Annotated in this window: 15 protein-coding genes; 8 read left to right on the plus strand and 7 right to left on the minus strand. The window is 68.8% G+C overall.

The genetic code is table 11. The features are described 5' to 3' along the window. Position 1: 1 nt before the first annotated feature. Positions 2-1,507 (minus strand): tetratricopeptide repeat protein, encoded by a 1,506-nt coding sequence (locus ACGFNU_RS48005; RefSeq protein WP_392603448.1) that lies wholly within the window; start codon positions 1,505-1,507, stop codon positions 2-4. Between ACGFNU_RS48005 and ACGFNU_RS48010 the strand changes: the two genes are divergently transcribed. From ACGFNU_RS48010 to ACGFNU_RS48025, 4 genes are all read left to right on the plus strand, one after another. Beyond that, positions 1,506-2,168: a hypothetical protein gene (locus tag ACGFNU_RS48010; RefSeq protein ID WP_392603449.1), complete on the plus strand. Its 663-nt coding sequence runs from the start codon at positions 1,506-1,508 to the stop codon at positions 2,166-2,168. The genes ACGFNU_RS48005 and ACGFNU_RS48010 overlap by 2 nt on opposite strands. Positions 2,169-2,405: 237 nt before the next feature. Then, positions 2,406-3,020: a glyoxalase gene (locus tag ACGFNU_RS48015; RefSeq protein WP_392603450.1), complete on the plus strand. Its 615-nt coding sequence runs from the start codon at positions 2,406-2,408 to the stop codon at positions 3,018-3,020. Between the two features lie 41 nt (positions 3,021-3,061). Next, the gene (locus ACGFNU_RS48020) at positions 3,062-3,526 is read left to right on the plus strand and encodes a helix-turn-helix transcriptional regulator (RefSeq protein ID WP_392603451.1); all 465 of its coding nucleotides are present in this window, start codon (positions 3,062-3,064) and stop codon (positions 3,524-3,526) included. Positions 3,527-3,531: 5 nt separating this feature from the next. Further along, positions 3,532-3,966, plus strand: a complete 435-nt coding sequence (locus tag ACGFNU_RS48025) for a VOC family protein (RefSeq protein ID WP_392603452.1) — start codon at positions 3,532-3,534, stop codon at positions 3,964-3,966. A gap of 148 nt (positions 3,967-4,114) precedes the next feature. On the opposite strand, the gene ACGFNU_RS48030 is transcribed toward ACGFNU_RS48025, so the two are convergent. Beyond that, a complete protein-coding gene (locus ACGFNU_RS48030; RefSeq protein WP_392603453.1) occupies positions 4,115-4,843 on the minus strand; it encodes an SDR family oxidoreductase in 729 nt (242 codons plus the stop codon). Between the two features lie 58 nt (positions 4,844-4,901). Further along, positions 4,902-5,873: a hypothetical protein gene (locus ACGFNU_RS48035; protein ID WP_392603454.1), complete on the minus strand. Its 972-nt coding sequence runs from the start codon at positions 5,871-5,873 to the stop codon at positions 4,902-4,904. A 165-nt stretch (positions 5,874-6,038) separates the two neighbouring features. On the opposite strand from ACGFNU_RS48035, the gene ACGFNU_RS48040 reads away from it, so the two are divergent. Then, positions 6,039-6,644 (plus strand): dTDP-4-dehydrorhamnose 3,5-epimerase family protein, encoded by a 606-nt coding sequence (locus ACGFNU_RS48040; RefSeq protein WP_392603455.1) that lies wholly within the window; start codon positions 6,039-6,041, stop codon positions 6,642-6,644. Between the two features lie 18 nt (positions 6,645-6,662). On the opposite strand, the gene ACGFNU_RS48045 is transcribed toward ACGFNU_RS48040, so the two are convergent. Then, the gene (locus ACGFNU_RS48045) at positions 6,663-7,649 is read right to left on the minus strand and encodes a Gfo/Idh/MocA family protein (protein ID WP_392603456.1); all 987 of its coding nucleotides are present in this window, start codon (positions 7,647-7,649) and stop codon (positions 6,663-6,665) included. A 329-nt stretch (positions 7,650-7,978) separates the two neighbouring features. On the opposite strand from ACGFNU_RS48045, the gene rfbA reads away from it, so the two are divergent. Both rfbA and ACGFNU_RS48055 read left to right on the plus strand, forming a co-directional pair. After that, the gene (gene rfbA / locus ACGFNU_RS48050; protein ID WP_392603457.1) at positions 7,979-8,848 is read left to right on the plus strand and encodes a glucose-1-phosphate thymidylyltransferase RfbA; all 870 of its coding nucleotides are present in this window, start codon (positions 7,979-7,981) and stop codon (positions 8,846-8,848) included. Positions 8,849-8,906: 58 nt separating this feature from the next. Then, a complete protein-coding gene (locus ACGFNU_RS48055) occupies positions 8,907-9,980 on the plus strand; it encodes a glycosyltransferase (RefSeq protein WP_392603458.1) in 1,074 nt (357 codons plus the stop codon). A gap of 348 nt (positions 9,981-10,328) precedes the next feature. Here the strand turns inward: ACGFNU_RS48055 and ACGFNU_RS48060 are convergent, their stop codons facing one another. After that, entirely contained in the window at positions 10,329-11,510 is a 1,182-nt protein-coding gene (locus ACGFNU_RS48060) for a glycosyltransferase (protein WP_392603459.1), read from the minus strand. A gap of 244 nt (positions 11,511-11,754) precedes the next feature. Here ACGFNU_RS48060 and ACGFNU_RS48065 point away from each other — a divergent pair, with 244 nt between their 5' ends. Then, positions 11,755-12,018, plus strand: coding sequence for a hypothetical protein (locus ACGFNU_RS48065; protein ID WP_392603460.1), 264 nt, complete (start codon positions 11,755-11,757; stop codon positions 12,016-12,018). 93 nt (positions 12,019-12,111) lie between these two features. On the opposite strand, the gene ACGFNU_RS48070 is transcribed toward ACGFNU_RS48065, so the two are convergent. Further along, positions 12,112-12,618 (minus strand): carboxymuconolactone decarboxylase family protein, encoded by a 507-nt coding sequence (locus ACGFNU_RS48070; protein ID WP_392603461.1) that lies wholly within the window; start codon positions 12,616-12,618, stop codon positions 12,112-12,114. Between the two features lie 145 nt (positions 12,619-12,763). After that, entirely contained in the window at positions 12,764-14,539 is a 1,776-nt protein-coding gene (locus tag ACGFNU_RS48075; RefSeq protein ID WP_392603462.1) for an ABC transporter ATP-binding protein, read from the minus strand. Between the last annotated feature and the right edge of the window lie 118 nt (positions 14,540-14,657).

Raw genomic sequence — 14,657 nt, forward strand, 5'->3', positions numbered from 1 at the left:
CTCACGCGAGCGGATCGAGGGTGTCGGGGCAGCCGAGAGAGGCGATCGTCTGCTTGACCGACGCCGGATCGGATTCGTGGGCCTTGCGGAGTTCGCCGGCTGTCCGCGCCAGCAATTCGTCCGCGTGGGCGGGGAGCATCCGGTCGGGATCGAGTGAATCGAGGAGCGGAAGGATGGTCTGACCGGGGGTGGCGTCCTTGACGAGGACGTAGGTGAGCACCGCGAAGATCCGCGAGTGCGCCGCGTCCGAACGGGTCGATGCGCGGTAGTGGTCGCACGCCTCACGGCCGAGGGTCATCGCCTCGTCGGTCCGGTCTTGCCGGGCCAAAGCGTGAGCGTTGACGGCCAGCGCCGTGGCGAGCCGTGGGCGATGGGCGTCACTGTGCTCAGCCAGGGATCGCCAGCGGCGGGTGGCCTCGGCGGCGAGCCTCAACGCGCCGCCGGGCCAGCCGGTCGCCGCGAGAAGGTCGGCGAGAGCGGTCAGCGAGTCCGCGAGCGGCGCCGCGAAGGCGTCCGGGGCGTTCTCGGCGAGCCGGCGCCGGAGCAGGACCGCCTCCCGGGCGGGCTCCAGCGCCTCCTCGGCCCGGTTCATGCTGATCAAGGTCCGGGTCAGGTCTCCCAGCGAGGTCGCCAGGTCCGCGAGGTGGGCATCGGAGTCCATGCCGGCCAGGGAGCGGAACAGCGTGGTCGCCCGTTCGGCCGTTTCGTGCGCCTGAACGCTGTGCCCCATGGCGGTGAGCTGAACGGTCATCGTGTTCATGGATCTGGCGAGGTCCGGAAGGTAGGCGCTCGGGTTGGTCTGCACCAGTTCTTGCCTGATGACGAATGCCTCTTCGGCCCGTGTGAGAGCTTCGGCCTGCCGACCTGAGTTCGCCAGCGAAATGGCCAGGGTGTTGAGCGCCTCGGCGAAGTCCGGAAGGTGCACCTCAGGCTCGGTGCCCGCCAAGACCTGATAGAGCTGTACGGCTTCCTCGGCGCTCTCCCTGGACTCGTGGCGCTGGCCGACGTCCGCCGATCGGCCGGCCAAGGTGACCAAGGACTGGGCCAGAGCAGGTATGTGCGCGTCGGGCTTCGCCGACGACAGGCCTCGCCGGATGGCCACCGCCTCTTGCGCGGGGGCGAGCGCCTCCTCATTGCGGCCGACGCTCGCCAGCCGGTTCGCCAGCGTGTTCAGGGACTGAGCCAGATCGGGGAGGTAGGTGTCGGGATCGGACTCCGCGAGGGTGCGCCGCACGCCGACGAGGATCTGCGCGATCGTCACGGCGACCGAGCTGAAGAGCCGGGTCTGTCTCGGCAGCGCGTCGGAGAGCTCGGCGAACAAGGCCAGCCGCCGCTCGTCCACCGGTGTCGTGTCGAGCAGGTGCCGGAGCGCGTCCACCAGCGGTTGCGGGTGCTCGCTCTGGGGCGCCGCCTGAACGGTGACGAGTGCCAGTTCGGGCACGGCGGCGATCAGCCGTTCGAGCCGTCCCGGAACGGACGCGTCGTGGAGGCCGGCCCTCGCGAGCATGATCAACGTTTGCCGTGGCGACCTCGTCCGCCACGAACGAGACCTGCACGGCCATCAGCCCGTCGAACGCCTTGCCGCGCTCGGGGTCGGCCTCCAGGTCCGCCCAGAAGGTCCGGCCGAACATGTGCTCGTACACGGGCCGTCCGGTGAGGGTGACCTGGAGCAGCCCGGACAGCGCGACGTCCGAGCGTCCAAGCCCGCCCTCGATGTCCAGCCAGGGGGTCATGCCTCCATGGCGCTGGCCGGTCAGCAGCAGGCGGGACAGGTCGGTGAGGGCGAACACGCCTGGTTCCGGCTGCGCGAACACGCCTTTGGTGACGAGGTGGCGCAACAACCGTTCCAGAGCGGCCGGATCGGCCCCGCACCGGTCGGCGAGCTCATCGGGGCGGCGCGCGCCGTCCTCGATCAGATCCGCCAGCCGCAAGGTGGCGGCGACCCGAACGGCATAGGGCGTCACCAGGTCGGAAAGCGCACGCAACCGCCTCGTGATCTCCATTCCGGGCCCGCCGCCCGGTGTCGCGGCGTCCTCTTCCGATATGGCGGCGCCTCGAGCGGCATTCATTGCCACGACTACGTCCTCCCAGTGTTTTCGGAAAGCCGGAAGGCCATCCGTGTCAGGGGTATCGGGCTTTTATTTCGCCGAATAGGTACGATCATGTGAATTCCCCGATATTCCTCGAAATTATCAACCGCCGATGGGCGGTGTCCAGGAACCGCCCATCGCGCCGGACGGCCTTCGAGAGGCATCACGCCATTGATATCGCCGCCTCGCCCTGCTATTAAAAAGGTCCTCCCGCCTGATACGGAGCGTCGCGATCATGGTCGGCGACGCCGAGCCGCCGCAGACGGTCAGGAATCGAGAAGCGCCGATCATGGGGTCGCAACTAGCGTCGGAGACATGGCAACCATCGAATCCGTCATCCTTGAGGTGGACGACCTCACAGCAGCCAAGCGCTTCTACACCGAAGCCTTCGATCTGGACTCCCGGCTGGACCTGCGGGCCTCGGAGGCACCGACGACCGGGTTCCGCGCGTTCACGCTGTCGCTCACGGTGTCCCAGCCGGCCAACGTCAACAGCCTCGTCAACGCCGCTCTGGACGCCGGCGCCACGTCACTGAAGCCGGTCACGAAGTCGCTCTGGGGCTACGGCGGCGTCGTCCAGGCGCCGGACGGGGCGATCTGGAAGGTCGCGACGTCGAAGAAGAAGGACACCGGCCCGGCCAGCCGGGAGTTCGACGAGATGGTACTGCTCATCGGCGCCGCGGACGTGGCCGAGAGCAAGCGGTTCTACGTCGACCACGGCCTCGCCGTGGGGAAGAGCTTCGGCCGCAAGTACGTCGAGTTCGACACCGGGTCGAGCCCCGTCAAGCTGGCGCTCTACGGGCACCGTGCCCTCGCCAAGGACGCCGGTGTCCCCGCCGAAGGCGCCGGGTCGCACCGGATCGTCATCGGCAGTGAAATCGGACCCTTCACCGACCCGGACGGGTTCGTGTGGGAGACCCCGTCGCGTTGAGCCGGGGCGGAGCGGCGAACATCGAGGAAAGGAATCGTCTCATGTGTCACCCCTCGTGGGCGGACGCGCTCGCTGCGGCGCAGCGCCTGGCCGACCTCGCGCGGCTGCGCCGCGTCCGTGATCGGATCGACCGGGAGTATGCGCAGCCGCTCGACGTCGAGGCGCTCGCCCGCGGCGTCAACATGTCGGCCGGGCACCTCAGCCGCCAGTTCCGGCAGGCGTACGGCGAGTCTCCGTACGCCTACCTGAGCACGCGGCGGATCGAGCGGGCGATGGCGCTGCTGCGCCGCGGCGACCTCAGCGTCACCGAGGTCTGCTTCGCGGTCGGCTGTTCGTCGCTGGGCACCTTCAGCACGCGCTTCACCGACCTGGTCGGCGTGCCGCCCAGTGTCTACCGGCGCGAGGCGGCGGGTGCGACGGCGGAGATGCCGGCGTGCGTGGAGAAGCAGGTGACCAAACCCATCAGGAATCGAGAAGCGCGCGTCGCCGAGCCGCAGCTAGCGTGAGCGCCATGGACATCAGCATTCACGCCAGTTTCCTTCCGCACGACGACCCGGAGGCCTCGCTGGCCTTCTACCGCGACATCCTCGGCTTCGAGGTCCGCAGCGACGTCGGCAACGGCAAGATGCGCTGGATCACGGTCGGCCCCGCCGGCCAGCCGAGCACGTCCATCCTCCTGGCGCCGCCGGCCACCGGCCCCGGCTTCACCGACGACGAGCGCCGCACCATCGCCGAGATGATGGCCAAGGGCACCTACGGCTGGATCCTGCTGGCCACCGCCGACCTCAACGGCACCTTCGAGAAGGTGCAGGCGAGCGGGGCCGAGGTCGTCCAGGAGCCGACCGAGCAGCCCTACGGGCTGCGCGACTGCGCCTTCCGCGACCCCGCGGGCAACATGGTCCGCATCCAGGAGCACGCCGACCCGTCCGACGAATCACAGAACTGACGGATCGCGGAACGGACGGACGGCCGCTCCCTTGCTCCCCTTCGCCCCCATGGCGGCCCGGTCCTGACCCGTCGCAGGGATCCGGGACCGGGCCGCCCACCAGGGAGCCCGGACCGGGCCGTCTGCCGGGGAGCCCGGACCGGGCCGCTCACCAGGGAACGGGGCCGTCGTCCGACAGGCACTGCCCGGACGGCCCGGCCTCGTCCAGCAGTGCGAGCCGGACCACGATCGCCGCGCCCTCCGCAGGGGTCCGGTGACCGCGGTGGTGATTGAGATCCGTGGCCACCACCCCGGGAAGGGCGGCGTTGACCTTGATCGGGGTCCCGCGCAGTTCCTTGGCGTAGGCGACCGTGACGGCGTTCAACGCGGTCTTCGAGGACTGGTAGGCGATCATATTGACGCCCGCGACCGGGGACTCCGGATCGGTGTTCAGCGTCAGCGACCCCAGATGGCTGGACAGGTTGACGATGCGACCGGCCTCGGAGCGGCGCAGCAGCGGCAACATCGCCCGGGTCACCGTGACCACGCCGAAGACGTTGGTCTCGTAGACCTCCCGCAGGTCGGCGGCGGTCGCCTCGCCGGGCGTCCCGGTGAAGCCGCCCGCGACACCCGCGTTGTTCACCAGGATGTCCAGGCGGCCGTATCGCCGCTCGATCTCGCGGGCGGCCTCGGACACCCGGTCCGGGTCGGTCACGTCGATCCGCAGCGGCACCGCCGTGACGCCCTCATCCGCCAGCGCGGCCGCGGCCTGCTTGCCGCGCACCTCGTCCCGCGCGCCGGCCAGGATGGTGATCCCCCGCTCGCCGAGCCGCCGCGCGGTGGCGAACCCGATGCCCTTGTTGGCTCCCGTGATGAGCGCGATCTTCTCGGCCGTCACGTCTCCTCCTGTCATGGGTGGGCGCCGCGTTCCAGGCGCGCCGATCGTGCCCACCAGGTCAGCCGGGGCCGTCGGGGTCGTCGCCGGGCGGCGTGATCCCCGGGGGCGCACAGCGCACGCATTCACCCTGAGGGGACGCCGGTACCGCGGGCGTCTCCGACGTTGCCGTAGAGCCCGCGTGTTCGACCGCGCGAGATCCGCGCTCGAACGGGTGGCCACCGCCCGCGCATGCGCCTCCGGCTCCCCGCGGGCACGGCCGGCCCGGCACGCCGAGCGGATCGCGGTCCCGCCGACCGGCCGGACGGGTCATGAACTCCTCGACGAGGGCGATGAACTCCTTCTTGTCCTCATCCGGCAGCCGGAAATAGGGCGCGATGGCCTCGGCCAGCCCAGGGCGCACCGAGGTCATCGGCTGGTCGCGACGGTGCAGGGGCTCCAGGACGACGACGTCCTCAGGCCCGGTGCCGTGATAGGCCATGTCGGTCGCGACCGTGAACCACAGCCGGTCCGCGCCGATCCGGCCGCGGGCACGCGCCGCCGTCAGCTCCTTGACGCACCGCGCGGCGTGGCTGGCCGCCGCGATCTGGATCACCTTCTCCACCCCGTGCCGGGCGAAGATCGCCGACGCCGCCTCGATCTCCTCGACGGTGTTGCGCACCTCGGCGGTGACGATCACCGCCTCCATGCTCCGGCGGAACGCGGCGAGCCCGCCGCCGTCGCGCCGGGCCAGCAGGGGCGCGAGCGCCGGGAACTCCCGCAGCCGATCGAGATTGTCCAGGAGGAATTTCTTGGAATAGTCTCCCTCGTTGAGCCCGTCACGCCAGGACGTTCCCCGTCCGAAAACGACGCACGCCAATTCCTCACTCGACTCAAGGCACAGGACCACGCGCGCCAGAGTCGCGTGGTCGCCGAGCTGATTGTGCTCCGGCCGACCGAATACGAGCTCCTCCCAGGCCTCCGTGGCGAGATTACGGCAGTGCACCATGATGCCGAGCCTGGTCATATTTTCCCTTCCCGGAACGCTCGACAAAAGCGGCGAGACAAGTATACTGCCGCCCGTTTCAACCGCGCCTGACCTTCAGTTGAACGACCCTTCTTGCGAAATGTGTCCTGCCATGAGCAGCATCTTCGCAGAGCGATTCACTTCGCAGCCGTCGCTCAGGTCCTCCCGGAACGAGCATCCAAGGAGCATCCCGTGCTGATCTCTGAAATGGCCGTTCCCGGCGCGTACCGCGTAGAGCCCGAACCCCTGAGCGATTCACGAGGATATTTCTTCGAGTCGGTGAAGGTCAGCGCCCTGCTGGCCGAAAGCGGCTGGAATCTGGCGGTCCGCCAGGTCAACTTCTCGGTGTCGAAGCGCAACACCCTCCGGGGCGTTCACGGCACCAAGGTCCCGCCCGGCCAGGCGAAGTTCATCACGTGCGTGCGCGGGCGCGCGCTCGACATCGCCATCGACATCCGCGTGGGCTCGCCGACGTTCGGCCACCACGATGTCACCTACCAGAGCCCCGAGACCGGGACGGCGGTGTACCTGCCCGACGGGATCGGCCACGCGTTCCTCGCCCTCACCGACGACACGTGCATGAGCTACCTCTGCTCGCAGGAGTACGAGCCGGGCACGATGATCGACATCGACGCGCTCGACCCGGACCTGGCGCTGCCGTGGAACCTCACCGAACCGCCGATCCGCTCGGCGAAGGACGCCGCCGCGCCCACCCTCGCCGAAGCGGCGGTCGCCGGCCTCCTGCCCGCCTACGACCAATGCCGCCGGTACCCGTCCCTGTTGGACGGCCTCAGATGACGGACGAGCGGCGCGCGGCTAGCCGAGGGCGTGCGAACGGATCCGGGCCATCAGCTCGGCCTGCCGCACCAGCTCGCCGTGGTGCCCCAAGCGCGCCGCCGGATCGCCGATCGCTTCATGGAACGCGGTGAACACGCCGACGAACTGGTCCGACGCCGAAGCGACGATCCTGGTCTCACGGTCCTTCTGCTGAAGTCGCAGCACCGGCCGGGCCTCCCGCGAAGGGGTGAACGCCCATTCCAGCACCAGGCGTCCCTCACTCCCCCAGAGGCTGTAGGTCGACCGGTAGCTGTGGGACAGGCCGAAGGAGCAGTTGGCGGTGACGCCGTCGCCGTCCCGCAACAACGCCGTCCCGGAGACGTCCACGCCCAGGTCCGGATCGAACCTCAGGCTCGCCCCCAGGACCTCCAGCGGCGCGGCGAGATACTCCTGAGCCGCGCGCACCGGATAGCAGCCGACCTCCCACAGGGCGCCGCCGCTCAGGTCCGCTCGGTACTTGATGCCGCTCGGGTCGGTCGGTGGGATGCCGAAGGCGCCGTCATAGGCACGGAGCTCTCCGATCGCACCGCCGTCCACGAGTGACCGCGCCTGGTCGCGCTGAGGGTGCCGGAGGAACGCGAAATTCTCCATGACGAGCAGTCCGCGCTCCTCGGCGAGCGCGACGAGGGCACGGGCACTCTCCTGGTCGACCACCGCCGGTTTCTCGATCAGGACGTGCTTTCCCGCGCTCAGCGCCCGGCGCGCCCACCCGGCGTGCTCGCCGTTGGGCAGCGGGATGTAGACCGCGTCGATGTCGGACATCTCAAGGAGCCGGTCGTAACCGCCGATGGCCTTGCAGCCGTAGCCGGCCGCGACGCGCTCGGCCTTCTCCAGGGAACGGCTCGCGACCGCGACCAGGTGGAACGCCGACTCCCGGATCGCAGGCAGGGCCCGCCGCACGGCGATGTCGGCGCACCCGATAATGCCGATGCCGGGTCCCTGTACGAATTCACCGGAGGGCGTCATGTCTTTTATTTTTCACGGGGCCACCTCAATGAGAACGGAATTACGCACACCTGAACGGGGCAGATTTCAGCCTAGATAAACGCACTTATACCGTCAACACGCGCGGCACCGCCGTTCCGGCATCGTGTGCCTCCCGTAGTGCGGGACCCGGCCGCGGCCCGGGTGAAGGGGCCGCACCGCAACCGCCGGATGGGTCACCGGCGTTCATCGCAGGGCCGTGACGTCCTCGGCCACCGCAACGTCGAAGGTGCTCGCCGGTCACGCGTTCTCCCATTATGAAAGTGCGAACATTCACCCTATTAGCACGGACGCAGCGAGGAGGCGGCACGATGAAAGGCGTCATCCTGGCCGGCGGCAATGGAACGAGACTGCACCCGATCACGCTCGGTCCCTCAAAACAACTGCTTCCGGTTTACGACAAGCCGATGATCTACTATCCGCTGTCGGTGCTGATGCTGGCGGGCATCACGGAAATCGAGATCATCACGACCCCGGACGAAGTGCCGGCGTTCCGCCGGCTGCTGGGCGACGGTTCCCGGCTCGGCATCTCCCTGACCTATGCCGAGCAGGACAAGCCCCGCGGGCTCGCCGACGCGTTCCTGGTCTCCGCCGACCACATCGGCGACGACCCCGTCGCCCTGGTGCTGGGCGACAACATCTTCCACGGATACGAGTTCGGGCCCATGCTCCAGCGCCTCTCGCGGAGCGTCCAGGGCTGTTACCTCTTCGGCCATCCGGTGCGCGACCCTGAACGCTACGGGGTCGGTGTCCTCGACGAGCAGGGGAATCTCGTCTCGATCGAGGAGAAACCCGCCCGGCCGTGGAGCAACATGGCGATCACCGGGCTCTACCTCTACGACAACAAGGTGGTGGACTTCGCGCGCCGGCTGCGGCCGTCCGAACGTGGCGAACTTGAGATCACCGACCTCAACCGGATCTACCTGGAGCGGGGAGAGGCCACGCTGATCCCGCTGGGCCGCGGATTCGTCTGGCTGGACGCCGGAACCCACGACGCCCTCATGGAGGCGGGAAATTACGTCCAGGTCCTGGAACACCGCCAGGGCGTGCGCATCGCCTGCCTTGAGGAGATCGCCTGGCGCATGGGCTACATCGACCGAGAGGCCTGCCATCGCCTCGGCAGCCGTCTCGCCAAATCGCCTTACGGCCAATACGTCATGGAAATGGCCGAGGCGGGCTGAGGCGGATGCGTCCCCGGAACACCGACACCGCCGTCTCAACGGAAGCAGCCGAATCGCCATGAAGATCCTTTTCACCATCGGAGGCAGCCAGGCGATCGTCTTCGGCGTCGCCCCCCTCGCCTCGGCCGCGCGGAACGCGGGCCACGAGATCCTGCTGGCCGCCGACGAACCTCTCATGGAGGCAGCGGAGGCCGTCGGGCTGCCCGCGGTCTGCATCACGTCCGAGCGCATGCGCTATGGCCAGGACTCCAAAACGGCCGCCGTCCGGCTCGACGCCCTCCTGAAACTGACGGAGTCCTGGGCCCCCGATCTGGTCGTCGGCGGCCTGTCCCCCGTCCCGAGGGTGCTCGCCGCCCACCTCAAGGTCCCGTTCGTCCGCCACATCTGGCACATCGCCCCGGTGGGGAACCGCGGCCGTGAGATGGAAGCGGAGATCCAGCCCGAGCTGGAGCGCCTGGGGGTGGCCGAGCTTCCGGACCCCGCCTTGTTCATCGACGTCTGCCCGCCGTCCCTCCGGGGGCCGGGCTCCCCGCCGGCCCGGTCGATGCGATGGTTTCCCCGGGTGCGCCAGTGCCGTCTCCAGCCCTGGATGTACACCCGCCCCGAGGGCCGCCGGGTGCTCATCACCTCGGGGACCCGCGCCCTCATGCTCGATACCCCCGGCAGTTCCCTGCGGACGCTGGTCGACGAGCTGACCGGGACGGGAGCCGAAGTGCTCATCGCGGCGCTCCCCGGGGCCGCTGAGCGGTTCGGTCCGGAGCTGGGCGACGTGCGCATCGGCTGGATCCCGCTGGACGTGGTCGCCCCCACCTGCGATCTGGCGGTCCACCATGGCGGCGCGACCACCGCCGCGACGCTGATCAACGCGGGCGTGCCCCAGCTGATCATCCCTGACAACGGCTTCGGCGAGGCCGTCGCGAGGGCCCTGTCCGGTTTCGGTGCCGCCCTGATGGTGGATCCGCACCGGCCGGAGGCCGGCCGCACCCCCGACGAGACGATCGCCGCGGGCTGCCGAGAGATCCTGTCGAATCCCCGGTACGCCGAGCGCACGCGCCTCCTCGCCGAGGAGATCGCCACGCTCCCGGCCCCCGCCGAAGTGCTACGCGAGCTGGAGGCCCTTCCCACCCCCTGATCACCTGCCGGCCCCGCCAACGTGGAGAGCGCATAACTCGCGCTCTCCACGCCGCATTGGGCCACGTCGCGCTGGACCACGTCGCGTCGGGCCACATCGCGTCGGCCACGTCGCGTCGGCCACGTCGCGTCGGCCACGTCGCGTCGGCCACGTCGCGTTGGGCGTGGCCGCCACGTCGCGTTGGGCGTGGCGGATTGGAGAAGGGCGCGCGGGCTCAGGGAGGTTCCGGACATGCGAGTCGCCCTGAAACCGCGGGGCGAAGGTGGCCGCGGTTTCAGGGCGAACCCCTGCCCTCGGGCCATCAGGCCTTCGGGCCGTCGGGCCGTCGGGCCGTCGCAGGGCGACCGGCTATCCGCCGGTCAGCGCCTCCAGCCGGGACACGATCTCGGGAGGCGCCGGAAGCGAGGCGATCTCCTTGGCGAGGAACTGTGTCCGCTCGGCGTAGGAGGGGTCGGAGAACAGCTCCCGGCAGGCCGCGGCGATCACTTCGCCAGGAGCCTTGTCCGGCTCCTGCGCCTGCGGCCACAACATCTTGGCGGCGCCGAAGTCACTGATGGCCGTGGCGATGGCCGCCCGGTGGTAGTTCGGCCAGAACTCCGGCGGGTTCTCGGGGATGATCAGCTGCGGCACGCCGTTGGCCATGAAGGTCGTGGCGGTGGTCGCGCCGCCGTGGTGGATCGCCAGGTCGCAGGTGGTGGCGGCCACGTCCAGCGGGATCCAGCCGATGCGCGCGTCGCCCAGCTCGGAGCCGAACCGTTCCGCGGCGCCCGGGGACGCCGCGATCAGCACCTCGGCGTTCATCTTGCTCAGCTCGCTCACCAGCAGCGGCATCGACCAGCCCGGGTCACGGAACATGATGCTGCGGAAGCCCGAGGTGATCAGGACACGGCGGCGGCCCTCGGGGCGCGTGTACATCCAGCGTTCGAGCAGGCGCTGCGGATTGCTCGGGATCCAGCGCACCGGCTGGGCATCGGGGTCATGGGACGGCCGGAGCGACGGCGGGGTGGCGTCGAGGATCAGATCCGGTTCGGGCAGCCCGTCCAGGCCGAGGCGCTCCAGCTCGGGCCTGAGCTCCTCCTCGGCCCCCGGCTCGATGCCGGTGAACGGGATCCCCAGGTACTCGATGTGGCGCACGTACGGGACCTTGAGGTGGGCGGAGAGCAGCATCGCCGAATAGCTCTGCGAATTGCCGACAACGACGTCCGGGAGCCAGTCCTTCGCCAGTTCCAGCAGCGACTCCAGGCCGGCCAGACCCATTCGGGCGAAGCCCCGGCCCTGATCGATCATCGCCTCGTCCCCCATTTCCTGGGGAAAGCGCAGGCCCTTGCCGGGGTTGGCGAGCTGCATGAAGTGCCGGATCGGATGTTCGGTGAAGCAGAAAGTGGGAAGCCCGATCGCCTCCGCCGTTTCCACCCACGGCTCGTGGGCGGCCAGCATGACCTGATGCCCCGCGTTCCGCGCGGCCGTCGCCAGCGGGGCAGCGGCATAGAAGGTGGCCTGGCTGCCCGTGGTGATGAACAAGATCTTCATGGCACTCCCATGCTTTTCGTGGGGCGAGGGTCATCAATTCACAAAATACCATCGCCCTTGCGAAGCCGCCTTTTCTGTTAATTACCTCGCTCCGTTCATCTGCGGACTTCTCACGCTTGAACAAGGCGGTCTCAAGCCGTTCACGGCAACGTCGAAGGCGCCATCACCACTCATATCCGTCGACCATGAGTTCTGGACGTGCCGGCAGAATCCTGAAACCGGATACCGATGGGCGGTGGCAACCATGAACGATCTGATCTACAAGGTCCGGATGGCTCTCAAGGACGTGATCGAGGTCAAGATCTTCACCCAGGGAAGCGGCAGGGTCTATGTGTCCATCTTCCCCGAGTTCTTCTGGGAGGGCACCGAACGATCGCACACCGAAAAGATCATCTCGAACATCGTCGACTGCCTGCGCGACATGGGCCTGGACCTCGCCGGCGGCGACTCCGCCGTCCCCACCCTCGCGAACTCCGAACCCGTGGAGGTCCTCCACAAGGCCGCTTGAAGGCGGCCCGCAGCCCACGCGGCCGGTGCCCTGCCCGTGGCCCCTCCTCAGGAGGGGGCACGGGCAGGGCCCTTTTCTCGCCGCTTCAGAAGGTCACGCGGATGAGGAGACTTGAGAGGTCACCGGGATCCATTTCTTGGGGTTGACGCGCCAGTCCACGGGCTCCTGCCGGGTGGCGACATTGACGCGGTTCCAGAGATTGACCAGGCCGATGTGAATGACCAGGGCTCCGAGGTCCTGCTCGTTGTAGAGCACGGCGGCCTCGTTCCAGATTTCGTCGGTCACCGGGTCGTCGCGCTCGCTGATGAGGGTGATGGCCTCGCCCAGCGCCAGTGCCGCGCGCTCGGCGTCAGTGAAGCACGTCTGCTCCCGCCAGGTCGCCACCAGAGGAAGACGGTGGTCCTGCTCCCCCGCCTCCTCGAACTCGCGCTTCTTCACCGGGATCTGGACCGACCGGCCGTTGAGCTGGCTCACCCGCAGGTGGACCAGCACGAGCGTCCGCAACGGCACGCCGGCGTTGTTGATGGCCTGGACGAGTTCACGCTGGGGCTTCAGAACGCCGGGAACGACCAGCGCGGGATTGGGCATCCGTGGTGACATCGGGAATTCTCCTTCGGGTGGGCTCCGCCAAAAATCCTGCCTGCATAGTCGCCTTTTCTCAAGTTTCGATAAACACTGGATACGCCGCAGAAACTTGACCGCCGACGCTTTCCTCCACGATGGATCCGCGCCTTATAAAGAAGACTCACACGACCGATGCGGGGTCTCGCTTGACGAGCGACGCGTAGCGGCCCGCGAAGGCGAGCAGCTCGTCATGAGTGCCACGCTCGACGATCTCACCCCGCTCCAGCACGATGATCTCGTCGGCGTCGCGGACGGTCGACAGCCGGTGGGCGACGGTGATCGTGGTCCGGCCCGCGCTCGCCGAGTCGATGGCCTCCTGGACGGCCTGCTCGGTCTGGGTGTCCAGTGCGCTGGTGGCCTCGTCCAGGACCAGGATCGGCGGATCCCGCAGGATCGCGCGGGCGATCGCCAGCCGCTGCTTCTCCCCGCCCGAGAACCGGTATCCGCGCTCGCCGACCACCGTGGCATAGCCGTCGGGCAGGGAGACCAGATAGTCGTGGATCTGCGCGATCTTCGCGGCCGCGATCAGGTCCTCGTCCGTCGCGGCGGGCTGGGCGAACCGCAGGTTGTCCGCGACGGAGGCGTGGAACAGGTAGGTCTCCTGCGAGACGACGCCGACCGCGGAGGCCAGCGTGGCGAAGGACAGGTCGCGCACGTCGATGCCGTCGATCGTGACGGAGCCGCACGTCACGTCGTACAGGCGCGGGACGAGATAGCTGAGGGTCGTCTTGCCGGAGCCGGTCTCGCCGACGATGGCCAGGCTGTGCCCGGCCGGCACGGTCACGTCGATACCGCGCAGCGTCGGCCGGCCGGCCCCGGCATAGGTGAAGCCGACCTTCCGCATTCGTACCTCGCCACGCGGATTCACCGGCTCGACGGGCCGTTCCGGCTCGGCGATGTCCACGGGCAGGTCCAGGTATTCGAAGATGCGGGCGAACAGCTCGAACGAGCTCTGGATCTCCAAGCCGACGCTCAGCAGCCGCTGCGCGGGGCGGAACAGGCTCTGCTGGAGGGTGGTGGAGGCGACCAGCGTGCCGAGAGAGACGGCCATATGCCCCGGGCCACCCGTCATCCCCGCCACCCAGTAGATCACCGCGGGCATCGAGGCCATCACGATCCAGATCGTGGACTGGTGCCACAGGCCCGCCGTGCTCGCGCGCACCTCAAGGTCGGCGAGCCTGCGCGACTGGGCGGCGAAGGCGCCGGTCAGCGACCGGGACCGGCCCATCGTGTGGCCGAGCATGATCCCGCTGACCGACAACGACTCCTGCACGGTCGAGGAGAGTTCGGCGAACTGGCGCTGCCGTGCCCGGCTGATGACGCGGCGTTCGTCCCCGACGTGGCGGCTCACCCACACGAACCCCGGGAGCATGAACAGCGACACGGTCGCCAGCCGCCAGTCGAGCAGGACCATCGCCGTGACCGTGGCGATGACGATGGTCAGGTCCGACACCAGCGACGTGGCGGTGGTCGTCACCGTCGCCTGCATGCCGCCGATGTCGTTGGCGATGCGCGACTGCACCTCGCCGGTACGGGTCCGGGTGAAGAAGGCCAGCGACATGCGCTCGAGGTGGTCGTACACGGCGGTGCGCAGGTCGTGCATGACGAACTGGCCGACCTTGGTGGACAGGTTGGTCTGCCAGACGTTGAACGAGCTGTTGACCATCGAGACGACGATCATGCTGAGGGCGAGCAGCGTCAGCAGGCCCGTCCTGCCCTGCGGCAGCGCCACGTCCATGATCTCGCGGATCAGGAACGGGTTGACGACCGAGACCAGCGCTGAGCCCACGATCAGGCCGACGACCAGCAGCAGGCTCCCGCGGTACGGGCGGAACAACCGGAGGATGCGCCGCTTCTGCGCGGGGGGATGAGCGTGGACCGGCTCCGGGATGCCCACCGCGGTCTCCTTTCTGCCGCGGTTCATGTGGTGGTTTGGAGTATGAGGGCGGTGTTGAAGCCGCCGTGGCCTCGTGCGAGGACGAGGGCTGTGCGGGCAGGGGCGGTGCGGGGGGCGG

The sequence above is a fragment of the Spirillospora sp. NPDC048911 genome (assembly GCF_043198015.1).
Lineage (GTDB): Bacteria > Actinomycetota > Actinomycetes > Streptosporangiales > Streptosporangiaceae > Spirillospora.

Coding starts and splice junctions, on each gene's coding strand:
- ACGFNU_RS48010 (WP_392603449.1), top strand. CDS start 1,506: ATGATCAACGTTTGCCGTGGCGACCTCGTCCGCCACGAACGAGACCTG.
- ACGFNU_RS48005 (WP_392603448.1), bottom strand. CDS start 1,507: ATGCTCGCGAGGGCCGGCCTCCACGACGCGTCCGTTCCGGGACGGCTC.
- ACGFNU_RS48015 (WP_392603450.1), top strand. CDS start 2,406: ATGGCAACCATCGAATCCGTCATCCTTGAGGTGGACGACCTCACAGCA.
- ACGFNU_RS48020 (WP_392603451.1), top strand. CDS start 3,062: ATGTGTCACCCCTCGTGGGCGGACGCGCTCGCTGCGGCGCAGCGCCTG.
- ACGFNU_RS48025 (WP_392603452.1), top strand. CDS start 3,532: ATGGACATCAGCATTCACGCCAGTTTCCTTCCGCACGACGACCCGGAG.
- ACGFNU_RS48045 (WP_392603456.1), bottom strand. CDS start 7,649: ATGACGCCCTCCGGTGAATTCGTACAGGGACCCGGCATCGGCATTATC.
- rfbA (WP_392603457.1), top strand. CDS start 7,979: ATGAAAGGCGTCATCCTGGCCGGCGGCAATGGAACGAGACTGCACCCG.
- ACGFNU_RS48055 (WP_392603458.1), top strand. CDS start 8,907: ATGAAGATCCTTTTCACCATCGGAGGCAGCCAGGCGATCGTCTTCGGC.
- ACGFNU_RS48060 (WP_392603459.1), bottom strand. CDS start 11,510: ATGAAGATCTTGTTCATCACCACGGGCAGCCAGGCCACCTTCTATGCC.
- ACGFNU_RS48065 (WP_392603460.1), top strand. CDS start 11,755: ATGAACGATCTGATCTACAAGGTCCGGATGGCTCTCAAGGACGTGATC.
- ACGFNU_RS48070 (WP_392603461.1), bottom strand. CDS start 12,618: ATGTCACCACGGATGCCCAATCCCGCGCTGGTCGTTCCCGGCGTTCTG.